The sequence below is a fragment of the Acidimicrobiia bacterium genome (assembly GCA_018057765.1).
GTDB lineage: Bacteria > Actinomycetota > Acidimicrobiia > IMCC26256 > JAGPDB01 > JAGPDB01.
Map to the genome: position 1 here is coordinate 96,214 of JAGPDB010000001.1, position 26,523 is coordinate 122,736.

Here is a 26,523-nt window from a genome sequence, read left to right on the forward strand (position 1 = left end):
TCCTTGGAGGATTAATGTCGCAAACTGTAATAAAAAGTAGTGAATCTATTGATGCGAAATGTGTAAATACAATACGCGCATTATCGCTTGATTGTGTAGAGAAGGCAAAATCTGGACATCAAGGTACAGCTATGGCTCTAGCTCCCCTTGCTCATGTTTTATATACAAGAGTATTGCGTCATGACCCGCATAAGCCTAAAACATTTAATCGCGATCGTCTTGTACTTAGTGCAGGTCACGCTAGCGCATTACTTTATTCGACACTACATCTATGTGGTTACGAAATTACACTAGATGATCTCAAAGAATTTCGTCAATCTGACTCGCTTACGCCTGGGCATCCAGAATTTAATCATACCGATGGTGTAGAAGTTACCACTGGTCCTTTAGGTCAAGGATTCGCAAATGCTGTTGGAATGGCTATGGCTGAAAAGAATCTTCAAGCTAGATTTGGAAATGAATTAATCGATCATAATATTTTTGTAATATGCGGTGATGGTGACTTAATGGAAGGCGTTTCATATGAGGCTGCTTCTTTTGCAGGTCATAACAAGCTTGATAATTTAATAGTGATATATGATGATAATAAAATTACTATTGATGGTAAAACAGATTTAACTTTTTCAGAAGATGTTGCTAAACGCTTTGCATCACAAGGCTGGAATGTAATTGAGCCAGGAGAAATTTCAGAAGACCTAGACGCAATCGAATCCGTTATTAATGAAGCTAAAGTAAATACCGGAGCACCCACTATAATTATTTTGCCAACTGAATGCGGTTTCCCTTCGCCTAAATTGACTGGCTCGCATTTGGCTCATGGTAATCCGTTTGATTCACAAGAAATTATCGCTACAAAACAAGCTATGGGTTCTAGTACCGACAGTTTTGTTGTTGATAAAGATGTATATGAATTCTATGAGAATGCTGTAGCTCATCAAAGCGAGAAGTTATTTGACCATGCATTAAATGTTGCTACACAAATTAAAGAAGGTAGTAGCAATAGCTTTAAAGTTAAAGAATTAACATCTATAATTTCAGGTAATAATAGTGGTGTACAAGGATTATCTAAAAGTGATTTGCAAGAATATTTCAACGATAAACCAAAGATATCTGACCAAATAGCAACACGTGTAAGTTGTGCAAATGTATTATCTAAAATTGGTGAAGTTCTTCCCTCTTTAATTGGAGGATCGGCGGACTTGACAGGAAATACTGGGACAAAAATAAATGGTTTTGAACCGTTTTCTCCAAATAACTTTTCTGGAAGACAGATACATTTCGGTATTCGTGAACATGCAATGGCAGCGATTGCTGTTGGAATGTGCGCTGGTTATGGGCTACATACTTTTACTGGAACATTTTTTGTATTTAGCGACTATATGAGGCCTTCAATTAGGCTTGCAGCATTAAGTAATATTCCAGTATTATTTGTTTTTTCTCAAGATTCGATTGGCGTTGGCGAAGATGGTCCTACGCATCAACCAGTTGAACAATTGGCTTCATTACGTGCGATGCCAAACTTGAATGTAGTTAGGCCAGCTGATGCTTTCGAAACCGCTGCCGCTATTGAAAACCATTTCTTAAACCCTAATGGACCTACAGTTTTAGTTACTTCAAGACAAAATGTTGAGGTTTTAGAAAATACTCAAACTAGGTCTCGTTCCGGTATTTTAAAAGGTGGATATACTTTAAATGATTACGATAACCCTGATATAACATTAGTAGGATCTGGTTCTGAGACGCAATTATGTGTACAAGCAGCAGAAGAATTGATGAGAGAACATAAAGTTAAGGCTCGCGTAGTGTCTATGATATCAATGAACAGTTTCCTAAAACTCAGTAAAGATGAACAACAAAATATATTAGGTAGAGATATTCCAATATTGAGTATAGAAGCAGCTTCCACATTTGGATGGTCAACTATTGCTGATGATTCAATTGGCATAGATCGATTCGGTGCTTCCGCTCCTGCAGGTACCATATACGAAAAACTAAATATATCTACTAAAGAATTAGTCTCTCGTGCATTAAAGTTAACTTCAAAATAATAGATAGGTAAAAATGCGTAGCTTGAAAAAAATGTTAGAACGTGGACAAAGTCCATGGTACGATAATTTGTCACGTAAACTAATTGAATCTGGTGAACTAGAAACTTTTATTGAAGAAGGAATTGTTGGGATCACATCTAATCCAACAATATTTGATAATTCAATTTCAAAAACTAATGATTATGATGATGCATTGAAAATTAATGCAAATAAAAATATAACTCCAGAAGATACATATTGGGATCTAGTTTGTGAAGATATTTCAAATGCTGCAGATATTATCCGACCAGTTTTTGATGATTCAAAAGGCGTCGATGGATTTGTCAGCGTTGAAGTTTCTCCACTTTTAGCGAATGACACAGTGGAAACTATTGTTCAGGCTAATGAATTATTTGCACGAATATCAAAAGATAATGTCATGATTAAAATTCCAGCAACAAAAGAAGGCCTTGGAGCTATAGAAGCTGTGATAGCTAATAATATTCCAGTAAATGTAACTTTAATTTTTTCTATTGAACGTTATGAAGAAGTTATCCAAGCATATAAAAAAGGTATAAGAGCTTTACGAGATAAAGGTATTTCTGATACTCCAGCTTCTGTTGCATCGTTCTTTATATCAAGATTAGACACCAAGTTAGATCCGCAGTTACCAGAAGGTTCTAATTTAATTGGAAAAGCTGCTATTGCTAACGCAAGTGGAGCATATGAATTATTTAAAACAGAATTTAAAGAATATTTGGATCAGCCACAATCTTTAATGAGACCTTTGTGGGCATCGACTTCGACAAAAAATCCTACTTTTTCTCAGACTTTATATGTTGATGAATTATTAGCAAAAAATACAGTTAATACTTTACCATACAGCACAATTGAGGCTATAAGAGCAGGTAAAGACGATTTTCCTTTAGTTGACCTTGAACATGATGCGGAACAACTTAGTAAATATATGGCTGAGATTGAAAATATACTTGATGTTAATAAAATTATGGAAGAATTAGAGGCAGAGGGTGTAGAGTCTTTCAAGAATTCTTATATTTCATGCCTAAAATCAATTGAGGCCCGTTTGGCACAATTTACTGATAAGTAATAGAATATCTATAATGCTATCAAAAGACGAAGCCTTCAAATTAACTAAGTATACCTACAATGACCTTCAAGCTTCTGCAGCCGCTATAAGAGATGAAGTTTATGGTAAGAGAATAACTTATTCGCCGAATATATATTTACCTATAACACAATTGTGTAGAGATAATTGTGCCTATTGTGCTTTTGCACAATCACCTGAAAATGCGGATTCAATTTACATGAGCATTGATGATGTGGGAAAAGAGTGTGTAAAAGCAATTGAATCAAAATATTGTGAAGCACTTTTAAGTTTGGGTGAATTTCCAGAAGATAAATATATTGAAGCTAGAAATTGGTTAGATGAAAATGGCTATGAGCGTACAATTGATTACATTTTTAATGTTGCTAGTTATATATTAAATAATCATGGTTTGCTCCCCCACATTAATGCCGGTGCAAGCTCAGCAAAGGATTTAGCTAGATTAAAAAAAGTATCAGCATCTCAGGGAATGTATCTTGAAACAGTTGCTGGACGATTATCTGAACCCGGTGGACCTCATTATAATTGCCCTGACAAGCAGCCAGCATTAAGACTTTCAACGCTTGAAGCTGCTGGACGTGCTAAAATCCCTTTTACAACAGGAATTTTAGTAGGTATTGGAGAAACTAGAGAAGAACGTATTGCCACTTTGTTAGCAATCCGAGATTTGCATTTGAGATTTAATCATATCCAAGAAGTAGTTATCCAAAATTTCGTTCCTAAATTAAACACAGCAATGTTTAATGCAACGCCTGCTGGGACAGATGAATATTTATGGTCTATATCTGCCGCAAGATTAATTTTTAAAGATTCAACTCATATCCAAGCAACTAGTATTAACCACTCCATAGATAACCTTTTAGATGCAGGTGTCGATGATCTAGGTGCAATAAAACCTATAACAAGAGCGGAGAAATATCCTACAAATTTGAAAGAGCATTTGGCAATGCTACGTATCCAATTAAGTGAATTTAACAAAGATCTTACTGCAAGAGCTTGTATTTACCCAGAATATATTGATAGAAAAGACTTTGTAGATGATGCTGTACTTCCATTTATCAAAGATAAAGTAAATAGTTCAGGTTTACTAAAGATTGATCCTTCACACATCAATTGGGATACAGGTGAAGTATTAGATCTGACTGAACTAGAAAATCAAATTGAAAAAAAACGTGATAGAAACTTCCCCATAAAAAATAAGCAATAATTTATTTGAGGAAAAATATGAATGATGTTTTAGGTATCGGTAATGCCCTTGTTGACATCTTGGCTTCTGTAAATGATACTTTTTTGGATGAGCATGATCTGAACAAATCTACAATGCATTTAACAGAAAATGACAAACAAGAATTGATTTTACGAGATTTAAAAAAAACAACTATCGCAAGTGGCGGTTCAGTCGCGAATACAATTGCAACTTTAGGTCAATTAGGCTGCGATGCTGCATTTATTGGACAAATAACTGATGATAAATGGGGAGTTTTTTTTGAACAAGATATGCAAGATCTTGGTATTGAAACAAAATTAAATATTCTAAAAAGTGATGAAGAAAGAGTTAGTGGGACTTCAGTTATTTTAATCACACCAGATGGCGAACGCACCATGAATACCAATTTGGGTGTTTCATCTTTAATAAATAAAAGTTGTTTAGATAATGATATTATAAATAATTCTAAGATGCTTTATTTGGAAGGCTATCTTTATGATTCTTTAGAGGCTAAAGAAACAATCAATTTATCGGTTTTGATGGCTAAAAAGCAATCTTCTAAAATCGCTTTATCTTTAAGTGACGCATTTTGTGTAGATAGACACAGAGTTGCATTCAAAGATCTTATTTCTAATATCGATATTTTATTAGCTAATGAATCTGAAATATGTTCTTTATTCGAAATAGATAATCAACATTTGAATATCGAAATGATTAGTGAATTTAAAAATGAACTACCTCCAATGGTTGCAATAACTCAATCTGAGCGTGGTGCTACAATTATTGAAAATAATGAAATATTTTGCATACCGACAGTTCCAGTAATATCACCTATTGATCTAACAGGTGCAGGAGATCAATTTGCAGCTGGATTTCTATTCGGTCTAATAAATGGCTTTAACTCAAAAAAATCCGGTGATATTGGAATTCATCTAGCATTAGAGATTATCTCTCGAATTGGACCTCGATTTGCGACAGATGAAATTATTAAAACGTCTTAACTTATCCTTCTCACCTGTCGATCTTATAAAAAGTAAAACTAGTTCATTCACGGTGTATTACAAAGAATCAAAATACATCGCGTCACATGGGATGACTACTAGAATTTTGTTTTAAAAATTAGGAGAGAAATGGCTCGATTAAGTAGGTATCGTATTGGCGAAGAAGATATTGATAATGCAATATCAGAATTGGTTGAAATGGCCAAAGGACGAGAAATCAATACGGATCTAGTCCAAGAAATGATTACATCATCAATCAGGATGTTAAGAGAAAGTAATGATAGAGGAGATCTAAAAATTGCTAATGCTGCATTAAAGGAAATGAGGTATTCATTTAATGTTTTTGAATCTTATAGAGGTCAGAAGAAAGCATCAATTTTTGGTTCAGCAAGGACGCCCGAGGATCATCCTCTTTATGAATTGACACGCAAACTAGGTGCTGGACTGGCAAAAGAAGATTGGATGGTCATAACTGGTGCCGGACCTGGAATTATGACAGCTGGAATTGAGGGTGCGGGTTCAGAAATGTCATTTGGCGTAGGTATAAAATTACCTTTTGAATCTACAACTTCACAGTTTATTTCTGGTGATCCAAAACTAGTTAATTTCAGATATTTCTTTACAAGAAAATTAATGTTCATGAAAGAATCTTCTGGATTCATTTTGATGCCTGGTGGATTTGGAACAATGGACGAAGGCTTTGAACTATTGACGCTAATGCAAACAGGTAAAATGATGAGTACTCCTGTAGTTTTTCTTGATGAACCAAATGGTACTTATTGGGAGCGCTTCGATGAATTTATACGGGGAACTTTAATCCAAGACAATTATGTTGGAGAAAATGATTTAAATCTCTATCTTCTTGCCAAAACAGCAGAAGAAGCTATTGAAGAATTAAAACATTTTTATGCGAATTATCTCTCGCAAAGGTTTGTCGATGGCATCATGGTATTGAGAATGAAAAGACCGATTTCAGATACGGCTTTAAGTTCCATTAATAGGGAATTTTCTGACATTATTACACGTGGTGAAATAGAGCGTTGTGAAATATCAAAAGATGAACTAGCGGATAAAGATAATTTAAATTCTCATAGGTTGCGATTCAACTTCGATAAGAGACATTGGGCAAGTTTGAGACAAATTATAAATCAGATCAATGATTTTTAGCTAGTCTTGAAAATATTCATCAGTAGAATTTGTTGATATTTTAGTTAAAATATCAAGCTCGTGTATTGCCTTGTCAATCGCACGTGAAATCTTCGCACACTGACGTTCTAACAGTTTTGCATCTCCATCTCCGCGATATACCGCATCTGATAATAATTTTAATGAATGGTCTCTACTAAGATCGCGGGCAGATTCCAAGTGATTTCTTATATCGTCCATTAAAATATTCTAGCTTGGATTAACGCTAGTATAAACAAAATTCACCTTATTTTATATTTACCGTATTAAAGTTATTTTATAAATAAAGACCTGGCTCTGTCGCTTCATCGCTTTCAGAAACAGCTTGGATATCTCTCTCGCGCAATAATAAATAATTTTCGCCAGATATCTCACACGTAAATCCAGCATCTGGAGCATAAAGGATTCTATCGTGTATTTTTACGTGATGAGCATTTCGACCTATGCTCACAACTTCGCCCCACCTTAACCTTCTATCATCATTAGCTGTAGCTGGTATTAGAAGGCCACCTCGCGTTGCTCGTTCCCCTTCTTCATTAGATGGGACAACTAATACTCGGTCGTTCATCATACGCAACTCGGGTGTGCGAATCGGGGTTTTAGCTAGATTTTCTGTTTTGGATGATTTCATTAGATAATAATCTAGTTTCTTTTCAACTTAAATTGCTATTGGAAACTACCATATATGTATATGTCAAATGATAATACGCCAGATGTCAATATAGATGTAAGTACCGGTAGAAATAATGCAAAGATGAAGAGGACAATTTTTCAGGAAATTGTTGCATTATCTAAACCTCGAGTTATTGAATTATTGATTACTACTGCCCTTCCTGCCATGTTTTTTGCTGCTGGAGGGTTACCAGATGGTTTTAAAGTAATTGGTGTATTAGTTGGCGGCTATTTAAGTGCTGGATCTTCAAATGCGATTAATTCAATAATTGAAGCAAATACAGATAAAAAAATGGTGCGAACTAGAAATCGACCTATGGCCCAACAACGATTAACCAAAAAAACAGCTTGGATTGCTGCTATTACAGCACAATCAGCTTCACTTATTATTATGATCTTATTATGTAATGTATTAAGCGCATTATTAACATTATTTGCATCTTTTTTTTACGTAGTGATTTATACAATTTGGTTAAAACCACGTACAGAACAAAATATTGTAATTGGAGGAGCTGCTGGTGCACTGCCAGTATTAATTGGTTATAGCGCGGTTACCTCTAATGTTTCTTGGGGAGCATTTATAATGTTCTTACTTGTTTTTCTATGGACACCACCACATTTTTGGGCCTTAGCAACCTATCATGAAGATGATTATAGAAATGCTGGATTCCCTATGCTTCCTGTTACGCATACAAAGAAATCGACTACATTTCAAATGATGCTATACACCGTACTTACAGTAATTTCATCATTCGTTTTAATCGCAACAAAAAACTTAGGTATTCTGTATATGATTGCAAGTATTGTTTTAGGCCTATGGTTTATATATTGTTCTATAATTTTATATGTTAAAGCTGATTCAATATTAAGAAAAAAGTTTTATAACTTTTTTCATTTGTCCAATGGCTATTTAGCTCTACTATTTATAGTTATTGCTATTGACTCAACAATTTCTTAGAGGAAAAATGAAGAAAAAATATTATTTAGGATTATCAATAGTTATTATATTAACGATGGTTATTCTTAGCTTAGGGTATTCATCGGTTTTAAATAAATCAACAGATACTTTAAAATTAGCAATGGTTAATACAAATATTAATAATTTTGAGACAACAACTTTAAATGAAACTCCATATACTCAAAAAGATTTTCCTAAGGGCATAGTAGTTGTTGAGGTATTCGCATCATGGTGTATACCTTGTCGTACTTCTTACCCAGAAATTGTCAAATTTTCTAAGAAAAACGTTGATAAAAATATTTCTGTTATTGGTATTGCCTATGAAGATGTGTCCTTTGAAATCGAGAACTTTGAAAAGCAATATGGAAAGTTAGATACTGTAATCATGACAAATGTGAAAGTAAAAGATGCCTTCTCTCTTCGTTCTGTACCTCAGACTTTAATAGTAAAGGATAAAAAGGTTAGATATAAAATCTATGGATCACCAAAAAGTTCAGATATCGATAAGGTAATAAATCTATTATAAATATTTGTTTATACTTTATTCATCGAACTTAAATGTCTGTATGGCATAGTAAGCTAAAAGAGCTCCTAGAACAATTAATGAAATAAAACTAGTTAATGAAAATGAATTTAAACCAAAACTATATCTAATTAAATAGTGAAGGGCACTTGAAGGAAATATCTTTGCAAAAATGAGGTATTCGCTTGATTTAACATTTGATACAAGTGCAATAGCTGAAATTGCTACAAATAGAAAATATGTCAAATTTTGAACACCAAGATTTGTCTCCGCTTTAAGATTTGAGGCAATTATTAATGCAATACTTGAAAATGCAATTGATGCTAGCCAGCAAAAGGGGAATACCAAAAGAATTGTTACTGAAGGCTTGTAACCTAGTGCCATACCTACTGCACCAATTAATACTAACTGCATCGTCTCTAAAACAAAAACATATATTATCTTTGATATAACTATACCTTTTTTGCCTATTGGCGTTGTGCCCAGTCGTACTAATACTCTGTATCGTCTATCAAAACCAGTTGATATTCCTAAACTTAATAAAGAACTTGCTAAGCAAGATTGAATAAAAACAAATGGCAAGTATTTTTCCAAGCCACCTTTGCTGAAAGATAGACCAATCAAAACAACAATTGGAAGTACTACAGTAACTAATAGACTTTCACTTCTTCTAATGGCTATTTTTAAATCTGATTTCGTGAGGCTTAATGATTTTGAAAGAGTACTATTTGCCATCTTTTTCCTCTGTAAGTTCAATAAATACTTCTTCTAAAGTTTTAGAAAGAGAAGAATATTGTGTTATTAAAATATTGTTTTTTAATGCAAACTCTGTTAAATCATATAAAAATTTTGGATTAGCAACGACACTCAATTTATAATGGGATTCATCTATTTTTATGCAATTTGATTCATCGACACCATCCATCTTAAAAATATCTATATCTTTTTCAAAAACAATATCCAATGAATCTTGATGTGAATCCATAATTTCTTGCGTTTTACCTTGTGTTACAACTTTTCCGTTAGAAACTATAGCTATATCAGTACATAATAATTGAGCTTCATCCATAAGATGCGTAGTTATAATGACTGTTGTCCCTTTTGATTGTAACTCTTTTATTATTTCCCAAGTACTACGTCTTGCTTTAGGATCCATACCAGCAGTTGGTTCATCTAAAAAAACAAGTTTAGGTTGACCAATTAAAGCTAGTGCTAAAGAAAGCGATTGTTTTTGGCCACCGGATAGCCGTCTAACCATCGTTTTTACACCAGTGAGATTAACACGTTGAATAATTTCATCTATATCTAAGGGGTTTGAATAAAAAGAAGCATATAAACTCACAGCTTCTTTAGGTGTTAACCCTGGATTAATTCCACCTTCTTGGAGCATTGCGCCTATAGAGTCAGATATTAAATCAAATTCAATCTCTGGGTCTTTTGAAAGTACAGCTAGCTCGCCTTCATCACGTTTACGTAAACCCAACATAATTTCTATCGCCGTTGTTTTTCCCGCACCATTAGGACCTAATAAACCAAATATAGTATTTTTTGGTACTTGAAGTGAAAAATCAACTAACGCAGATTTTGATGCGTAATTTTTATATATATGTTTCGCATCTATTACTAATTCCATAAGCGATTAATATATTACTAGAAGAAAGGCTTGTAACTGATGTGGTACGTAAGCAGCTATGCTTTTATTTTAATATTGGTGGTAGCTATCACTCTTCCCTTGGAATTATTAGTTAAATTTGGTATATATAGAAGACCATTATTAACTTTTAAGGCAATTTCTTTTCCTTTTGTTGCATACTTATTGTGGGATATATTATTTTCATATTTTGACCTATGGAACTTTAAAAGTCAACATACCTATAGCTTTAGATTTTTTGGCTTACCAATAGAAGAAATATTATTTTTTATAATAATACCTTTAGCTGGTTTATTAACATATGGTGCTGTATCGTCACTTAGATCTAAAAAATTCGATAAAAACAGTTGGACTAAATTGCTGGTATTTGGTATTTGCTATTTTCTATTAGGTTTGATCTCGTATCAGTTCAGGTTGAGTTTTTTTAATCTAACAGTACCGAAGCGGATTTTTCCATATTACACACTATCCATAATATTTATTCTAGCGATATTTATTTTATGGGTATGGGGAGAAAAAGAAAGGTTGGATTTTCTAAAATCTAGTAACTACTTCTATACCATATTGATATGTTTATTTTTTATGGTGATTGTTAATGGTTATCTTACAAAACTTAGTGACCCAGTTGTTACTTATAGAGCTAATCTAGGATCCCGTATATTTTATGATATGCCATTCGAAGATGTTATATATGGATTTGTTTTGTTAACATGGATATTAATTAGATTTAATATACCAAAGAAACCGGTAGAACAATGAGAAATATATTAATAGTATTGATAGTTTTTATATTAATGGAACCATTTACGACATTTATCCATCGTTATGTAATGCATTTATTTGGATGGGTCTGGCATAAGTCACATCACACACGTTTTGCAAAGCCATTTGAACTCAATGACCTCTACCCTGTTGTATTCTCATTTCTAACTATCTATTTATTCGTATTAGGTATGGAAAATAGTATTTATACAGCAGTTGGAATTGGTATTACTTTATATGGAATAGTTTATTTTATTGTTCATGAAATTATTATTCATTCGCGGTTTATTGCAATAAAAAATAATAACAGGCTTTTTAATTATTGGAGGTTTGGACATAATGTACATCATCAGTTTCAAAAAGCACCCTACGGTTTTATTATCCCTGTTACACCTAAAGTTTTACGCATTAAAGCTGTAGAGAATTACCGTGACTTACTCAATCGATTTCATAATAATAAAGATATTGCTAACTGAATGTGAAATAGCTAAAACAGTATGTACAAGATCAATTTTTATATTTGCTTAAGAAGTCTTATATTTACGATAGATGAAATAGTCTTTAGATAGCGAACTATTATTTATTCGTATTAATTCACGTAGCATAATACTTAGTTTTCTATATTTCGGGACCCTAACTCTTTTTTTAAGTATCTTATAGTCAGCTTTTTGTACTTCCTCCAAAATTCCACCGTAAAGCCTATAGGCTGTACGCACGCATGCTCCGCGTCTCCCTTTTAGTTTTATGACACCTCCATAAGAAGATTCATAGAATTTCATATTTACCGATATCTCATATTTTAAGAATTCTTTAAAAGCATCATTTTCAACGATACCATCAGGATTTACCCCAAATTCTTCAAAATCATCTAATGGTAGGTATGTACGTCCTCTTATTAAATCCTCTCCTATATCACGTATAAAATTAGTTAGCTGAAAAGCATCTCCTAGATTTCTTGCAGATTGCCTTATATCGTCATGAGGAATATCAGGAGCAATTACTGGCAATACCATTTCTCCAATAACTGCAGCACTACCGTCAGTATATTTTTGTAATTCTTTTAATGTCTTATAAGAATTTACAGATAAATCCATTCTCATTGATAGAAAGAATTTATCTAATAGAGAATTTTTAAGCTTTAGTTCATTCCAAGTTTTCGATATTGCACCAAATAAATTATTACCCTGATATTTTGTTGCTATTGATTCATTAACTCTTTGCTCAAATTCAATCAAGTTTTTTTTAGCATTTAACGATGTTCCTGGTTTACCATCATTTACGTCTACAAGATCATCAGCATAACGACAAAGAGAATATAAAGCATAAATATGGTTCCTCTCAGACTTTGTTAACAATAAAGCTGAATAAAAATATGATGTTCCATATTTTTTAGTAAGTAAATAACTTTCTGTATAAAGATCATTTTGATTAGACATTTTTATTCTCAAAATAGTCTTTAACTTTAATGGCGCTTAATCTACCGCTTTCAATAACCATTGGGACACCAACACCAGGAGTCGTAGCCGTTCCGGCAAAAAATACACCTGGTAATTCTTTAGCATAATTCTTTAATCTAAATGGACCTGATTGTAAGAAAGTATGACTCAAAGAAAATGGCGTACCTTTGTACATTTTTTGTTCTTCCCAATCAGTCGGATCTAGCATTATCTCACAATCGATTTGCTCAATATTATAGCCACCATCAATAAGATGTTTTCTCATTCTATTAGTATGGATATCCCTATTCGCTTTAAAATCCTCTTGACTTTCAAGGTTTGGACATGGCTCTAATACATAAAATATATTACTACCATCTTTGCACAATGTATCATCAGTGACTGATGGAATCGATACTAAGTATGAAGGATCATCCATCATCATTTTTTTATCCACTAAATCACTGAATGCCGAATTAGTCGAAGATGAAAAATGAATATTATGGTGAGCTGTATTTTTAGATAATTTTGATTTAGCACCTATTACGTAGAGCAAACATGAAGGAGAATATTTGCCTTTTGAAGCCTTTTTTGGCGGCTCTATACCGAATATTTCAGGGTATGCCATTGGTAAATCAGCATTACATACAATTGCATCAAACATTTCAGAAGATCCATTAGAAAGTACTTCATATTTATCATTTTTTTTATGGATTGAATTTACCTTTTGGTCATAGTGAATTTTTGCACCACTTTCAATACATGCAGTAGCTAAAGCTTCAGGATATGCACTCATACCACCTTGTGGTGCGTATACACCTTCAATAAGATCCATATAAGAAATAACACAATAAACACCTAATGCTTGTTTTGGCGTAACACCAGCATATAAGGACTGGAAAGAACATAAATCTATAAGACGGCTATCTGTCAAGTGCCTGTTAACGACCTTATCCATTTTAGAAAAAGCACCCATTGATAGCAAAGCATATAATTCTTTTATATTTTTTGCCATATTTAAAGGTGAAGTAAAATTTCTAGCTATAAAAGTATCAAATTCAACGTCAACTAACTTTTTTAACCACTTTACATAAATATCAAATCTATCTGCTTCTTCTTCAGAACTAAATGTTGATATCGTTTCATGTATATTATTTCTATTATGTGGCCAAAGTATTTCAGTTTTATCTCTAAAGACTGCTCGATAGCTAGGATCGACTTTTAACATATTTACATTTTGAGATAAAGTTTGATCCAATGACTCAAATGGTTGATTTGCAATATCGAGCATTGTAAATACAGTAGGGCCACATTCTAAAGGATAAATTATTCCATTATTTTCTTTTAAGATTCTTCTAGCACGACCTCCAGGACTCGAATAACTTTCAAAAACAGTCACATCAAAACCTAATGATATTAGATTAGCGCTAGCTGATAAACCACCTAGACCAGCACCTATTACCGCTACCTTTTTCAAGAGTCTCTCCAACATACATATTTAGCTAATGATAAAGCAAGTTTATTTGCATCTTGGTTCGTTTCAATAGAGTCTAATGCTATCAGTGCTTCGTCATATAGAGAAGATATTCTTTTTTCAACATACTCTAAAGCACCATTTTCTATAATTATAGTAACTATGTCGTCAATACTCTTTTGTGAAATGTTTGAAGAACCACGTAGGTCTAAAATTTCTTTTTCCTTTTCATTGGCATTCTCTACTGCATAAGCCATTAAAAGAGTATATTTACCCTCACGTATATCATCACCTACAGGTTTACCAGTTTTATCGTGATCACCAAATATTCCTAAAATATCGTCACGTAATTGAAATGCTTCACCCAATGGGGATCCAAAGTTTGACAATTTCTCTAGTGGTGCATTTTCGTTTGTAATTAACGCACCCATATGGATTGGTCTTTCAATAGTGTATTTTCCAGATTTATATTGTGCTATTTTTGAAATCAGATCTTTTGATACCTTCTTCCTGTAACCCGCATCAATATCCATTTGTTGGCCAGCAAATAATTCTACTTTTAAGATTCCATATATATCTAGGCATCTTTTCGGTAAATCACGTGCAAAAGTATCAGCATAAGTAAATGCGAAGTCGCCAGCTAGTATTGCTACGCTAGCAGCAAAATGTTCAATATCACCACGATAATCAAGTTCGCTATAATAATTTTGTAAAAATTTATGAACTGTGGGGGCGCCCCGTCTAGTATCGGATTTATCCATGAAGTCATCATGAACTAACGCAAAATTGTGTAATAATTCTAAGGCACATGCTGCATTTAGTAAAAGTCCATCATTATCTTTTGTTCCCATCAGCTTTGCTCCTAAATAGCAAAATGCCGGCCTGAGCCTTTTTCCGCCATTAGAAATAAAATTTGATAATGCCAGTAATGGTGGCAAGATGGAATCATCAATTTTCCGCCATCTCTCAATTTCTTCACTTATAAATGAATCTATTTTTAAAGCAAAAGTAGAAGTAAATTCTTTTAAATCTATAAGATCATCATTATTTCCGATTGTATCATTCATCACGTATATAGATTAGTCTTAAAGGATGACAAAAAGCCCTTCAGATCAATCTAGTACTATATCTATTATTGTCATAGATGCCCCTGAGAATAATTTTAACGTTAATATACAAGTAAAAACTGAGACCAATTCATCTAATGAGTGCACAATTAAAATGAATAATCGTGCATTTAAAAAACTAATGGATGGTGAAACTACATTTGAAATTGAAGCTGGTAATGATAATATTGAGATTTCAGGAAATACAAATCTATTACGTCATTTTGGTAAATCATTAAGAAATTCTAATTAGCTTCACACTTACATCCATTTCGCAATCTGGATTTCCATTTATAACACCTTTTACAGGTGCAACATCTTGGTAGTCTCGACCCCATCCTACTAATACGTGTCTTTCTGCAACTGCTATGTTATTTGTTGGATCTAATCCATACCAATCACCAAGCCATACTTGAGCCCATGCATGGGACTCACCAACAACAACTTCGCCTATTGTATTTAGATCTCCAGGATATAAATATCCTGATACATATCTACAAGGTATACCTAAAGTTCTAAGGATTGCAAGCGTTAAATGTACAAAATCTTGACAAACTCCAGATCTGCTCACCATGGTTGATGAAGCAATAGTTCTAACATCTGTAGTTCCTGGAATATATGAAACATTTTCTCTAATCCAATTCATTAAAAATTCAACAGCCAATCCTGGCTTATCAAATTTTTTAAGTTTTTCAATTAACCAATCATATTGTTCTGAAGAATCCACATAAGATGTATATGATAAGTATTCACAATACTTATCAAGAATTGAATCACTAGATAAAGCACCCCAAGTTATTGGAGCTTTACCATGATATGCAGCACCTTTTGTTGTCTCGACTAACGAATGGCTATTTATAGACAATGAATTGTGAACACCTGGTATTGAAAAATATTCAACTCGAGTACCAAAATAGTCTTTATAGCGATTTATATTAACTGCTGGGTCAATTGTTATATTGTGTTCTAACGTAAACTGACTATTAGTATCGCGCGGTGCCATTCTTAATTCATTATGTTGAGACCCAACATCCTCTTTATAAATATATTTAGTCTCGTGATCTACACTAATTCTCCATGACATTATTGCCTCCAATTTATTGCGTTTGAAGCTTGAAAATATGTTTTACTAATTGAATCACTAATAGAGTTAGCAGCAACTGCTAATTTATTTAGTTCAACATCTAAATTATTTGCAACATTTTCAATTGATGTAAACTCTATTTCGGCACAGAACCTACCGAGTATAAATTTAGGATCATTTTCATTTGAAAAATCGTTATTTGTAGGATCATCTGTCAATTTCTGAATAGAACTTAATGCATTTGATGCACTAGATAAGATCGATCTTGGAAAATTGATATTTCGTAATAGAAACTCAATTATAGAGTTCGTATCTGAAAGATCACCACTAACTCTCATGAATCCTTCAAAAGCACCACAACTTCTAAGCATTGTTATCCAAGCAGACGAATCATCTGCCATTGCACATCGAATGTTAACCATTCTTGCTGTCATGTCAATTCTCTCGATACACCTACCTATGTTTAAAAAATGGTAGCTATCATCACGTACTAGTGATGCATCAATAATACCGTGTATCATCATTGTTCTATTACGAACCCATGTATATAAAGAATGAATTGATGTTTTGTGATCAATTATCTTTTCATTTAGGGCTTTATTCGTAGCGTAGATCACTTCAAATAATTCTGTAGGTATAGTGTCTTGAACTGCTTTAGCATTTATTGCTAGTCCTGAGATACTCGTCTCAATTGATCCAGGAAAATCCGCATTAAAACCAATGTAATACATTGCGTCTTCAATATTATTAAATCTTTCATTTGGATCGACTCCCATTACTTCAGCTAAGTGACTTGCTAATCTTTGTGATTCACTTGGGTGGCTTTGTAAAAGGTTATGGTAATGTACATCTAATAGCCGTGCACTGTAATCTGCACGTTCAACCAAATGGCCGATCCAATAACATGATTCTGCAATTCTTGATAACATTATAATTCCTTATTGTTGCTGTTGTGCTTGTTGTTGTACTTGATCGTTATTTTCGACTTGTGCTACTTTTCGAGCCTTGTTTTGAATTTCATTAAATGATTCTTCTTTAGTCGATTCTTCTTCGAGCACCCATGTATCTTTAGAGCCACCACCTTGTGACGAATTAACTACAAGTGAATTCTTTACAAGTGCTACACGTGTTAGTCCACCTGGAACTGCCCACAATTTCCCACCATCATTTACGACGAATGGTCTTAAATCAACATGTCTGGGAGAAATTGATTCACCATCATATGTAGGTGATGTAGACAGTTGAATAACTGGTTGTGCAATAAAATCACGAGGATTCTCTTCAACCTTTAATGCTATTTCAAATAATTCTTCATCACTAGCGTGAGGTCCGATTACTAAACCATATCCTCCACTTGCATCTACGGGTTTAAATACTAAATTCTCTCTATTGTCTAATGCATATTTTCTAACATCTGGATCATCAAGCCTAAGAGTATCAACATTCTTAATTTTAGGTTCTTCACCTAAATAGTATTTTATAAAATCAGGTACGTACGAATATATAAGTTTGTCATCACCGACACCATTGCCTACTGCATTTGCTATAGCTACATTTCCAGATCGAGCTGCATTAACGATTCCTGCCACACCTAGTATTGATCCTTTTTCAAAATGTAAAGGATCAACAAAATCATCATCAACGCGTTTGTAGATAACATCTACCTTTTTAAATTGACCAGTTGTTTTCATGAATACTTTATTATCTTCAACAATTAAATCTCGTCCTTCAACTAGCTCTACTCCCATATGTCTAGCTAGAAAAGCGTGTTCAAAATAGGCTGAATTATGTACACCTGGAGTTAATATAACAACAGTTGGTTCACTGATATCTCGAGGTGCTGAAGATATTAAAGCATTTAGTAATCTTTGTGGATATTCACTTACTGATGCTATTTGTTTAGATTTAAATAACTCAGGAAATAGATGAGATGTTGCACTGCGGTTTTCTAATACATATGAAATTCCAGATGGACAACGTAAGTTATCCTCTAAAATTCTAAATTCTCCATTTATATCGCGTATCAAATCTATGCCGGCTACATGTATACGCACATTATTTGTTGGAGAAAGACCATGTACTTCTCTATGGAAATGTTTTGATGAAACAACAACACTTCTTGGTAATATTCCGTCTTCAAGAATATTTTGATCATTATATATATCTTCGAGGAACATTTCTAATGCTTTTACTCTTTGAAATAGTCCTTGTTCAATAGTTGTCCACTCAGTATTTGTAATTATTCTAGGTATTAGATCTAAAGGCCAAGGACGTTCTTCACCAGAATAAGAAAATGTAATACCTTGATCAATAAATGATTTGTCTCTTATTAAGCCTCTTGAATCAAATTCATTCATACCCATTGATTTAAATACACTAAATATTTCTTTGTAGGACTCTCTAACCTTACCCGTTGAATCAAACATCTCATCGTATGCTTTGCTTGTATCGTAATTATGTGAAAAGTCAGTCATAGTCATTTCTATTCCTTTTAGAATTTGTTTAATTGTTTTCGGACGATTCTCAAAAAAGACTTAATTTAAAAATGAGCAATACCACTTAGAGTGCTAAATGTGCTCACAATATAATGCTTAACAAATAATAAATAATGCTAGAATGACCTTATGACCAATCTTTTAATGCTTGCTTCAACAAAGGTTGACCCTTCAAGAGCCAATTATCATGTTTCTGGACTGCTTTGGTCAACTGTGTTTATAGTGCTAATTATTGCTTTATGTCTAGATCTATTCGTATTTAACCGCCATGAACATGAAGTATCTATGAAAGAGGCGGCTTTAGCCTCATGTCTTTGGATCGCACTAGGTATAGCTTTTGGCATTCATGTATATTTCGATATTTCCAGCCAAGCAGCTGGACAATATTTTGCAGCATATGTTCTAGAGAAAAGTTTAAGTGTAGATAATCTATTCGTTATTGCGTTGCTATTTAGTTATTTTGCCGTACCGAAAATATATCAACATCGTGTTCTGTATTGGGGTGTAATTGGCGCCTTAGTACTAAGAGGTATTTTTATTGCTCTTGGCGCCGTACTTATTGCAAGGTTTGAATTTGTACTAGCCATATTCGGGATTATTCTTTTATTAAGCGCATATAAGATGTCCTTTTCATCGCACGATGCTGTTGATCCAGAAAAGAATCCATTGTTAAAACTAATGCGTAAACGTATGAAGATGACTAAGCATTACCAAGGTAAGAAATTTTTCATAGTATCGAAAGGTATCAGGTATGCCACTCCACTTTTTGCTGTATTGCTAATCGTAGAGACGACTGACGTAGTTTTTGCATTTGATTCGATTCCTGCTGTTTTTGGTATTTCTAGTGATCCATTTATTGTATTCTCTTCTAACGCATTCGCAATTTTAGGTTTGAGATCTTTATATTTTTTAATTGCTGGACTTTTAGGTAAATTTGAGTCTTTGAAATATGGACTCTCTTTTATTCTCGCTTTCATAGGCGTCAAATTGATGGCAGGATATTTGTTCGACTGGCATCCACCTGAGTGGCTTTCTTTGGGTGTCATTGCAGTTTCTTTAGGTGTATCAATAACATATTCCATACTTGTACCATCAAAATCTGTAGAAATTGATGAACATTTAGGTGAAGGATTAGTTGATTTAGACGAAGCATTTGACGATGCTCCAGAAGAAGAACTGTAATTTGAGGTAAGAATATATTAGTGGCTTTATATTAGTAGCCCTAATATAGGCTCTTTAAAAAACTAGAGTTGTTCGACTAGAATGCTTAAATGGATCAAAAATTAGCACTCGAGATAATGCTTTCAGGCGAAAGCGTATTGTTGACAGGTTCAGCAGGCTCTGGGAAAACTTATATATTAAATCAATTTATAAAGTCTTCACGTGCAGAAGGAAAAAATGTATCTGTTACTGCAACAACTGGGTTAGCTGCAACGCACTTAAATGGTAATACAATACATTCATGGGCCGGTATTGGTATTAATAATTCATTGCATAAGAATTTTTTTGATAATTTGCTAAAAGGACGTCGTGATACAATTAAAAATACGGACGTATTAATAATTGATGAGATATCTATGTTGCATGACTATCGTTTAGACATGATTGAGATGGTCACTAGAACCGTAAGAGAAAATGACAAGCCTTTTGGGGGTATTCAACTAATACTTTGTGGAGATTTCTTTCAATTACCACCAGTAAGTAGGTCCGATGAGCCAGATAGTTCTTTTGTCGTAAATTCTCAAAGTTTTAAAGAGCTTGATCCCGTAATTTGTTATCTAGATGAACAACATAGACAAGATGATGGAGAATTTTTAGATATATTAAATGCTATCCGTTCTGGTGACGTAAGAAAACGACATGCAGGTTTACTAATGACACGTCAAGATGCAGAATTAGATGAAGATGAAGTTACAGAATTACATACAGTAAACGTAAACGTAGATGCTATTAACTCAAAAAAATTAAAAGAATTGCCAGGCGAAGAACATAATTTTCAAACTGTGACAACTGGTAAAGAGAATTATGTAGAGACTTTAAAACGTTCATGTTTAGCATTAGACGAATTAATACTCAAAAAAGATGCATTGGTTATGTGTATAAAAAATAGTAACGAGAAAAAATACGTAAATGGTTCACTAGGTATTATTATCGATTTTGAAGATGGCACTGGATACCCAATAGTCAAATTACACAACGGAAAAATATTAACGATTGCTCCCGACACATGGGAATTACATGATGGAGACAAAAAACGTGCAGGCTTAGAACAGATACCTTTGCGTCTTGCCTGGGCTATAACTGTTCATAAAAGTCAGGGTATGACCTTAGATTCAGCTCGAATCGATTTACGGAAGACATTTGTGCCTGGAATGGGATATGTTGCATTATCGCGTGTGCGTAATCTAGAGTCCTTGAGCCTAATGGGAGCAAACAGAATGGCCTTTGCTGTAAGCGAAGAAGCACTAATGATTGAAGAGACGCTACAAAATCAGACAAAAGCAGACGAGAAAAGATTTGTACATTTACTAGAAGTTGCAAAAAAGCGTAAACCAATAGAAGATGAGAAAAAGAAAAAATCCGATAGTGGCTGGAATGAAAAACTTACAAAAATGAGAGATACTTATCCTAATGCTTACAAAAAATGGACAAAAGCTGATGATGCATTATTACAAAAGCTTTTCGGCGAGAATCGTGATATAGCTATAAAAACACTTTCCGACAAATTAGGTCGCCACGAAGGATCAATTCGTATTCGTATAGAGAAACTTTTTGAACCTAACGCTGATCAGAGTTTGACTTAAATATTATCAAATTAACTCTTTCTTAATGCTGTGCTAACTTAACTAGCTCATAGAATAATTTTATTCAAAGTTAAACAAACATCCGCAACCTCGCACCCAAAGTACAAAGCTGCGGACAGAGAGTGCCACATATGTGAAGAATTATTTTGTCGAATTTAACCAATTTAAAGTAGCAAATAAGTACAACATCGCAGCTAAGAATACGTGGAAGATAACCATCCATGCAGGAATACCGTTAAAGTATTGTGAATAGCCCCAGGCTATTTGTAAAAGTGTTATTAGAAATAAAGATTTTAATTGCCATGAATGATTTTTAAATTTGAAATATAAAAATAACATTAAAATTGTAAAACACCATGCGAAAAAACTATGTATTCTAGCAACTGTCTCTATATTTGCATCGAGCCGTACAGTGTCTTGACCTCCAGCATGAGGTCCTGCTGCAGTAACGACAATACCAGCGACTACCACTAAATTTGTAACAATAAATAATAATAGATTAAATGTTGGTTTAAAAAGATTCTTTAACGATAAGTCAACTCTAGATTTCGCACAATAACATAGAATTACAGCATTAGATAATATTGCCATTGAAACTAGCATATGTGAACCAACAGCAAGAGGATGAAGTTTTACCAATACTGTTATTCCACCTAAAACTATTTGAATTAGTATTCCTATGACTAAACCTACTGAAAGCCAAGTTAGTCTTTTATTAAATGGCTTGAGAATTAAAGATCCTAGTATTGCTAAAATCACAGATGCAGATACAGCACCAGTAAAAAGACGATTACCAAACTCTATTAATGAATGTGATGATTCTGCTTTTGTTGGTGTGAAAGAACCACTTGAACATTTTGGCCAAGTAGGGCAACCGAGGCCAGATCCAGTTAAGCGGACAGCTGCTCCAGTTACGATGATAGCTGCAATAAAAAAACATGCAATGACCGTTAAATAGAAATATGTTTTTTTAGATATATTAATTCTAGGGAATATGCTTTGAAATTTGATCACAAACCATTTTCTCAAATGTTATTACTCAGTATCGAATTTGAGAGAAATACTATTAGTACAATATCGTAGACCAGTACTATCACGGGGACCATCTGGAAAAACATGACCAATGTGACCACCACAATTAGCACAGCTTATTTCAGTACGTAACATACCAAAACTATGGTCTTGTGTTTCAATAATTGCATCATCACTAATTGGTTCATCAAAGCTTGGCCAACCACAACCTGATTTAAACTTATTTTCTGAGTTAAATAACTTTGAATGACATCCAGCACAATAATATATGCCATCGTCAAACTTATCTACATATTCGCCAGTAAATCTCCTTTCTGTACCTTTCTCACGTAAAGAACGAAATTGTTCATCAGTTAGATTCTCTCGCCAGTCTTTTTCAGACATATCTTTAAATACATTTTCCATTTTCAACTCCTAAAAGAATGATCTATTTAAATACGAAACTGGTTCTTACATTGGACTAATTATTGAGCGTTATAATCAAATATATTTGGAAGTAGTTCAACTATGGATTTAATTATTGGCTTAGATTTCTCAGCAACAACCACGTTTATATCAGGATAATAATCAAATAATATTTGACGGCATTTCCCACATGGAGAGAGTATACCTCTACCTCTATCTCCTACTGCAACAATTAGCATAGGATCAATGTTCTCTGATGCAGATAAATTTGCCAATGCTGAAATCTCAGCATCTGGGCCTCCTGTGAAATGGGCGAGATTTAAACCAGTAACTATTCTGCCATCACCATTTAGAATTGCTGCAGCTACGGTGTGGTTTTGACCATCACCAAATTTATCAATTACAGATTGAGCAGCTTCTATTAAAGTTTCTATACCAACCATTTTTAAGCGTTAAGCAATTTCAATGCTTGGATAAAGAGGGAATCTAGATAAAAGATCGCTGATTTGGGTTCGCATTTTCTCAGCAAAATCTTTATCGAGCTCATATTTAGCTAATGATTTCTTGCCATCTTTAACTATTGGCTTAGTTGCTTTAAGAACTTCATCAATCATACGAGCAATTTCACGGAAATCATCTTCCTTCATACCTCGTGTTGTTAAAGCTGGAGTTCCTATACGCACGCCAGAGGTGTACCAAGCTCCATTAGGATCATTAGGTATAGTATTACGATTAGTTACTATACCTGACTCTTGTAATGCCTCGTCAGCTTGACGACCTGTAAGGCCATAAGAATTACAATCAAGAACCATAAGATGGTTATCAGTACCATTAGAAGTCAGTTTCGCTCCACAACGCATTAATTCTTCAGCCAATGCTTTCGCATTGACAACTACTTGATTTGAATATTCTTGGAATTCTGGTTCTAATGCCTTAATAAAAGCTACGGCCTTTGCTGCCATCATGTTCGGAATTGGTCCACCTAAGATTAATGGACATCCACGAAGCACAAAGTCATTCATCCAATCTTTACAAAGAACCATACCTCCACGAGGACCCCGCAGAGTCTTATGAGTAGTTGTGGTAACAACATCAGCATAAGCAACGGGATTAGATTCTCCTGTGAAAACTTTACCCGCAACTAGGCCCGCAAAATGAGCCATGTCTACCATGAATACTGCTCCAACTTCGTCAGCAATTTCCTTCATGATTTTAAAATTTATAGCACGAGGATAAGCACTATATCCTGCTACAAGAATTAATGGCTTTACCTTGTGTGCTTGTTTACGAATTTGGTCATAATCTAACATTCCAGTTTCTGGATCTACATTATATGAATATTGATCGAACATTTTTCCAGAAATATTTGGACGAAAACCATGTGTAAGATGTCCACCAGATTCTAAACCAAGTCCCATAAGTTTTTGATTACCAAAACTATGACGTAATTCATTCCAATCAGAATCACTCATCTCGTTAACATTTTTATACCCGCCTTTGAGCAAAGCTGGTGCCTCGACTTTTGCGGCGAGGATTGCCCAGTATGCAACTAAGTTCGCATCTATGCCTGAATGTGGTTGAACATAAGCATTTTCAGCACCAAAAAGCTCACAGGCTTTTTCGCTAGCAATTCTTTCTGCATTATCAACATTTTGACAACCTGCATAAAAACGGTGACCTATTGAGCCCTCTGCGTATTTATCAGTCATCCAATTTCCCATTGTAAGTAGTGTTTCGACTTCACAATAATTCTCTGAAGCAATAAGTTTTAATGATTTTCTTTGATCTCTGAGTTCTTGTACTATGGTTTCAGAAATCTCAGGAGAAGTTTGCGCTATTACATCGAGTGCGGAAGTAAAAGATAATGTTTCTTTGTTTAAAGAATCTATTGTTTCTTTAGGAATAGATTTTGATTGAAGATATTTTTCTAGATATGACACTAAAGTCTCCCCTTTTAGTAAATGCTTGATATTGTAAGGATTATTCTAGCTTACCGAAGTAATATATTCAGATGGAAAACAACAAAAATAACGATTCTTCAATCGATGGTGCAGATCAGGTTTCTACATCCTCCGATACCCAGATACGAGAGTTAAGGTTAGAAAAAGTAGTTAAGTTGCGTGAAAGTGGTCGAAACCCTTACCCTTCTAATGGTAAACGTAGCGATATGGCTAATGATTTACATTCTCAATTTGATGGCAAGTTAGAAGCCGGCGAACATACTGACAAAATCGTTTCTGTTGCTGGGCGTATTATGTTAAAACGCGATATGGGTAAATTGACTTTTGCTACATTACGAGATGGCAGTGGTGAAATTCAACTTTTTGTTTCAAAGGGAGATTTGGGTGACGATTCTTTCGCTGAATTTGTTGATCTAGATCTTGGAGACTGGATAAGTGTTACAGGCGAAGTAATAATGACGAAAAAAGCTGAACTATCTGTTAAAGCTGAATCATTTGATTTATTATCGAAAAATCTTCGACCTTTACCAGACAAATTTAAAGGCATGACTGATATCGAACAAATATATCGACAACGCGAATTAGATCTTATTATGAATGAAGACTCTAGGAAAAGATTTGATATTCGCCATAAAGTTATTGCTTCTATCCGTAAAACATTTGCTGATCAGAACTATGTTGAAGTAGAGGGCCCAGTCCTACATGTAACTCCTGGTGGTGCTGCTGCTCGACCGTTTTTAACTCATCATAATACTTTGGATTTAAAATTAAATTTAAGGATTGCACTTGAGCTTCATCTAAAACGTTTGATCGTTGGCGGATACGACCGTGTATTTGAGATTGGAAGAGTTTTTCGTAATGAAGGCCTTTCGACTCGTCATAATCCTGAATTTACCATGATGGAAAGTTATGAAGCTATGGCTGATTATGAGCGCATGATGGAATTAACTGAACAGTTAGTATCGAATGCTGCCATGGATTCAATAGGACGATATGAAGTTAATATTGGTACAGAAGATGAGCCAGAAATGATTTCTTTAAAACCATCTTTTGCTCGCATAAGTATGATTGATTTAGTTGAAAAAACTATTGGCGAGAAAATGCATCCTTCGATGGATATTAATAAAGCACGAGATATTGCTAAAGCAAATGGCGTTGATCCTAAAATTTATTGGGGTGTTGGAAAAATAATTGGTGAAATATACGATGAGGTTTGTGAACGTAACTTAACTGAACCTACATTTGTCACAGAACATCCTGTAGAAATATCTCCTTTGTCAAAAGTGCATCGTGATGACCCACATTTAACTGAACGTTTTGAACTGGTTATCGCTAAACGTGAGCTTGCTAATGCTTTTAGTGAGCTTAACGATCCTATAGATCAACGAGCACGTTTCGAAGCTGGTCAAAAGTCTAAAGAAGCTGGAGACGAAGAAGCCAGTGTTGTAGATGAAGAATATCTACGTGCTCTAGAATATGGATTGCCTCCAACTGGTGGCTTAGGAATTGGTATAGACCGTCTTGTAATGTTGTTGGCAGAGACCTCTACAATACGAGATGTAATTCTATTCCCGACTTTGCGTCCTGAAAACTAGAGCCATAAGGTAGATACAC

27 protein-coding genes are annotated in these 26,523 nt (G+C 34.1%); 13 read left to right on the forward strand and 14 right to left on the reverse strand.

Going from position 1 to position 26,523, the window contains the following annotated elements:
- Positions 1–14: 14 nt before the first annotated feature.
- From tkt to KBF89_00550, 5 genes are all read left to right on the forward strand, one after another.
- A complete protein-coding gene (gene tkt, locus KBF89_00530; protein ID MBP9114814.1) occupies positions 15–2,048 on the forward strand; it encodes a transketolase in 2,034 nt (677 codons plus the stop codon).
- A 13-nt stretch (positions 2,049–2,061) separates the two neighbouring features.
- Positions 2,062–3,135, forward strand: coding sequence for a transaldolase (gene tal / locus KBF89_00535; protein MBP9114815.1), 1,074 nt, complete (start codon positions 2,062–2,064; stop codon positions 3,133–3,135).
- Positions 3,136–3,148: 13 nt separating this feature from the next.
- The gene (cofG, locus tag KBF89_00540; protein ID MBP9114816.1) at positions 3,149–4,360 is read left to right on the forward strand and encodes a 7,8-didemethyl-8-hydroxy-5-deazariboflavin synthase CofG; all 1,212 of its coding nucleotides are present in this window, start codon (positions 3,149–3,151) and stop codon (positions 4,358–4,360) included.
- 17 nt (positions 4,361–4,377) lie between these two features.
- Positions 4,378–5,361 carry an adenosine kinase gene (locus KBF89_00545; protein ID MBP9114817.1) on the forward strand — a complete coding sequence of 328 codons (984 nt, stop codon included), beginning with the start codon at positions 4,378–4,380 and terminating at the stop codon, positions 5,359–5,361.
- A gap of 129 nt (positions 5,362–5,490) precedes the next feature.
- Entirely contained in the window at positions 5,491–6,528 is a 1,038-nt protein-coding gene (locus tag KBF89_00550) for a TIGR00730 family Rossman fold protein (protein MBP9114818.1), read from the forward strand.
- Here KBF89_00550 and KBF89_00555 read toward each other — a convergent pair whose 3' ends face one another.
- Positions 6,529–6,747, reverse strand: a complete 219-nt coding sequence (locus KBF89_00555) for a hypothetical protein (GenBank protein MBP9114819.1) — start codon at positions 6,745–6,747, stop codon at positions 6,529–6,531.
- Between the two features lie 76 nt (positions 6,748–6,823).
- A complete protein-coding gene (locus KBF89_00560; protein ID MBP9114820.1) occupies positions 6,824–7,177 on the reverse strand; it encodes a co-chaperone GroES in 354 nt (117 codons plus the stop codon).
- A gap of 54 nt (positions 7,178–7,231) precedes the next feature.
- Between KBF89_00560 and KBF89_00565 the strand changes: the two genes are divergently transcribed.
- Both KBF89_00565 and KBF89_00570 read left to right on the forward strand, forming a co-directional pair.
- A complete protein-coding gene (locus tag KBF89_00565) occupies positions 7,232–8,176 on the forward strand; it encodes a heme o synthase (GenBank protein ID MBP9114821.1) in 945 nt (314 codons plus the stop codon).
- Between the two features lie 7 nt (positions 8,177–8,183).
- Complete coding sequence (locus tag KBF89_00570) at positions 8,184–8,702, forward strand: TlpA family protein disulfide reductase (protein MBP9114822.1); 519 nt, start codon at positions 8,184–8,186, stop codon at positions 8,700–8,702.
- 15 nt (positions 8,703–8,717) lie between these two features.
- On the opposite strand, the gene KBF89_00575 is transcribed toward KBF89_00570, so the two are convergent.
- Together KBF89_00575 and KBF89_00580 are read right to left on the reverse strand one after the other, a co-directional pair.
- Positions 8,718–9,434, reverse strand: a complete 717-nt coding sequence (locus KBF89_00575) for an ABC transporter permease (protein MBP9114823.1) — start codon at positions 9,432–9,434, stop codon at positions 8,718–8,720.
- Positions 9,424–10,332: an ABC transporter ATP-binding protein gene (locus tag KBF89_00580; protein MBP9114824.1), complete on the reverse strand. Its 909-nt coding sequence runs from the start codon at positions 10,330–10,332 to the stop codon at positions 9,424–9,426. The genes KBF89_00575 and KBF89_00580 overlap by 11 nt, the downstream gene beginning before the upstream one ends.
- A 78-nt stretch (positions 10,333–10,410) precedes the next feature.
- Between KBF89_00580 and KBF89_00585 the strand changes: the two genes are divergently transcribed.
- Entirely contained in the window at positions 10,411–11,109 is a 699-nt protein-coding gene (locus KBF89_00585; protein MBP9114825.1) for a lycopene cyclase domain-containing protein, read from the forward strand.
- Between the two features lie 35 nt (positions 11,110–11,144).
- Positions 11,145–11,588 carry a hypothetical protein gene (locus KBF89_00590; protein ID MBP9114826.1) on the forward strand — a complete coding sequence of 148 codons (444 nt, stop codon included), beginning with the start codon at positions 11,145–11,147 and terminating at the stop codon, positions 11,586–11,588.
- A gap of 48 nt (positions 11,589–11,636) precedes the next feature.
- On the opposite strand, the gene KBF89_00595 is transcribed toward KBF89_00590, so the two are convergent.
- From KBF89_00595 to KBF89_00605, 3 genes are read right to left on the reverse strand one after another with little or no spacing between them, the layout of a single operon-like run.
- Positions 11,637–12,548 (reverse strand): phytoene/squalene synthase family protein, encoded by a 912-nt coding sequence (locus KBF89_00595; GenBank protein MBP9114827.1) that lies wholly within the window; start codon positions 12,546–12,548, stop codon positions 11,637–11,639.
- Entirely contained in the window at positions 12,541–14,025 is a 1,485-nt protein-coding gene (crtI, locus tag KBF89_00600; GenBank protein MBP9114828.1) for a phytoene desaturase, read from the reverse strand. Before crtI ends, KBF89_00595 begins: the two co-directional genes overlap by 8 nt.
- On the reverse strand, positions 14,022–15,092 hold the full coding sequence (locus KBF89_00605; GenBank protein ID MBP9114829.1) for a polyprenyl synthetase family protein: 1,071 nt from the start codon (positions 15,090–15,092) through the stop codon (positions 14,022–14,024). The genes crtI and KBF89_00605 overlap by 4 nt, the downstream gene beginning before the upstream one ends.
- A 22-nt stretch (positions 15,093–15,114) precedes the next feature.
- On the opposite strand from KBF89_00605, the gene KBF89_00610 reads away from it, so the two are divergent.
- Complete coding sequence (locus KBF89_00610; GenBank protein ID MBP9114830.1) at positions 15,115–15,381, forward strand: hypothetical protein; 267 nt, start codon at positions 15,115–15,117, stop codon at positions 15,379–15,381.
- Here the strand turns inward: KBF89_00610 and KBF89_00615 are convergent.
- Genes KBF89_00615 through KBF89_00625 form a run of 3 tightly spaced genes read right to left on the reverse strand, consistent with a single transcriptional unit; the run spans position 15,364 to position 18,686 of the window.
- Positions 15,364–16,212, reverse strand: coding sequence for a transglutaminase family protein (locus KBF89_00615; GenBank protein MBP9114831.1), 849 nt, complete (start codon positions 16,210–16,212; stop codon positions 15,364–15,366). The genes KBF89_00610 and KBF89_00615 overlap by 18 nt on opposite strands.
- Positions 16,212–17,141, reverse strand: a complete 930-nt coding sequence (locus KBF89_00620) for an alpha-E domain-containing protein (protein MBP9114832.1) — start codon at positions 17,139–17,141, stop codon at positions 16,212–16,214. Before KBF89_00620 ends, KBF89_00615 begins: the two co-directional genes overlap by 1 nt.
- A 9-nt stretch (positions 17,142–17,150) precedes the next feature.
- Positions 17,151–18,686, reverse strand: a complete 1,536-nt coding sequence (locus KBF89_00625) for a circularly permuted type 2 ATP-grasp protein (GenBank protein MBP9114833.1) — start codon at positions 18,684–18,686, stop codon at positions 17,151–17,153.
- 165 nt (positions 18,687–18,851) lie between these two features.
- Here KBF89_00625 and KBF89_00630 point away from each other — a divergent pair, with 165 nt between their 5' ends.
- Positions 18,852–19,889 carry a TerC family protein gene (locus KBF89_00630; protein ID MBP9114834.1) on the forward strand — a complete coding sequence of 346 codons (1,038 nt, stop codon included), beginning with the start codon at positions 18,852–18,854 and terminating at the stop codon, positions 19,887–19,889.
- Between the two features lie 89 nt (positions 19,890–19,978).
- Complete coding sequence (locus KBF89_00635) at positions 19,979–21,511, forward strand: AAA family ATPase (GenBank protein ID MBP9114835.1); 1,533 nt, start codon at positions 19,979–19,981, stop codon at positions 21,509–21,511.
- Between the two features lie 141 nt (positions 21,512–21,652).
- On the opposite strand, the gene KBF89_00640 is transcribed toward KBF89_00635, so the two are convergent.
- From KBF89_00640 to KBF89_00655, 4 genes are read right to left on the reverse strand one after another with little or no spacing between them, the layout of a single operon-like run.
- A complete protein-coding gene (locus tag KBF89_00640) occupies positions 21,653–22,525 on the reverse strand; it encodes a heme A synthase (protein ID MBP9114836.1) in 873 nt (290 codons plus the stop codon).
- 21 nt (positions 22,526–22,546) lie between these two features.
- Positions 22,547–22,948, reverse strand: a complete 402-nt coding sequence (gene msrB / locus KBF89_00645; protein ID MBP9114837.1) for a peptide-methionine (R)-S-oxide reductase MsrB — start codon at positions 22,946–22,948, stop codon at positions 22,547–22,549.
- A 59-nt stretch (positions 22,949–23,007) separates the two neighbouring features.
- Entirely contained in the window at positions 23,008–23,370 is a 363-nt protein-coding gene (locus tag KBF89_00650; protein ID MBP9114838.1) for a cytidine deaminase, read from the reverse strand.
- 30 nt (positions 23,371–23,400) lie between these two features.
- Positions 23,401–24,852 (reverse strand): glycine hydroxymethyltransferase, encoded by a 1,452-nt coding sequence (locus KBF89_00655; protein ID MBP9114839.1) that lies wholly within the window; start codon positions 24,850–24,852, stop codon positions 23,401–23,403.
- Between the two features lie 107 nt (positions 24,853–24,959).
- On the opposite strand from KBF89_00655, the gene lysS reads away from it, so the two are divergent.
- Positions 24,960–26,504, forward strand: a complete 1,545-nt coding sequence (lysS, locus tag KBF89_00660; protein MBP9114840.1) for a lysine--tRNA ligase — start codon at positions 24,960–24,962, stop codon at positions 26,502–26,504.
- The last annotated feature ends 19 nt before the right edge of the window (positions 26,505–26,523 follow it).

Coding starts and splice junctions, on each gene's coding strand:
- tkt (MBP9114814.1), top strand. CDS start 15: ATGTCGCAAACTGTAATAAAAAGTAGTGAATCTATTGATGCGAAATGT.
- tal (MBP9114815.1), top strand. CDS start 2,062: ATGCGTAGCTTGAAAAAAATGTTAGAACGTGGACAAAGTCCATGGTAC.
- cofG (MBP9114816.1), top strand. CDS start 3,149: ATGCTATCAAAAGACGAAGCCTTCAAATTAACTAAGTATACCTACAAT.
- KBF89_00545 (MBP9114817.1), top strand. CDS start 4,378: ATGAATGATGTTTTAGGTATCGGTAATGCCCTTGTTGACATCTTGGCT.
- KBF89_00550 (MBP9114818.1), top strand. CDS start 5,491: ATGGCTCGATTAAGTAGGTATCGTATTGGCGAAGAAGATATTGATAAT.
- KBF89_00555 (MBP9114819.1), bottom strand. CDS start 6,747: ATGGACGATATAAGAAATCACTTGGAATCTGCCCGCGATCTTAGTAGA.
- KBF89_00560 (MBP9114820.1), bottom strand. CDS start 7,177: ATGAAATCATCCAAAACAGAAAATCTAGCTAAAACCCCGATTCGCACA.
- KBF89_00565 (MBP9114821.1), top strand. CDS start 7,232: ATGTATATGTCAAATGATAATACGCCAGATGTCAATATAGATGTAAGT.
- KBF89_00570 (MBP9114822.1), top strand. CDS start 8,184: ATGAAGAAAAAATATTATTTAGGATTATCAATAGTTATTATATTAACG.
- KBF89_00575 (MBP9114823.1), bottom strand. CDS start 9,434: ATGGCAAATAGTACTCTTTCAAAATCATTAAGCCTCACGAAATCAGAT.
- KBF89_00580 (MBP9114824.1), bottom strand. CDS start 10,332: ATGGAATTAGTAATAGATGCGAAACATATATATAAAAATTACGCATCA.
- KBF89_00590 (MBP9114826.1), top strand. CDS start 11,145: ATGGAACCATTTACGACATTTATCCATCGTTATGTAATGCATTTATTT.
- KBF89_00595 (MBP9114827.1), bottom strand. CDS start 12,548: ATGTCTAATCAAAATGATCTTTATACAGAAAGTTATTTACTTACTAAA.
- KBF89_00610 (MBP9114830.1), top strand. CDS start 15,115: ATGACAAAAAGCCCTTCAGATCAATCTAGTACTATATCTATTATTGTC.
- KBF89_00615 (MBP9114831.1), bottom strand. CDS start 16,212: ATGTCATGGAGAATTAGTGTAGATCACGAGACTAAATATATTTATAAA.
- KBF89_00620 (MBP9114832.1), bottom strand. CDS start 17,141: ATGTTATCAAGAATTGCAGAATCATGTTATTGGATCGGCCATTTGGTT.
- KBF89_00625 (MBP9114833.1), bottom strand. CDS start 18,686: ATGACTGACTTTTCACATAATTACGATACAAGCAAAGCATACGATGAG.
- KBF89_00630 (MBP9114834.1), top strand. CDS start 18,852: ATGCTTGCTTCAACAAAGGTTGACCCTTCAAGAGCCAATTATCATGTT.
- KBF89_00635 (MBP9114835.1), top strand. CDS start 19,979: ATGGATCAAAAATTAGCACTCGAGATAATGCTTTCAGGCGAAAGCGTA.
- msrB (MBP9114837.1), bottom strand. CDS start 22,948: ATGGAAAATGTATTTAAAGATATGTCTGAAAAAGACTGGCGAGAGAAT.
- lysS (MBP9114840.1), top strand. CDS start 24,960: ATGGAAAACAACAAAAATAACGATTCTTCAATCGATGGTGCAGATCAG.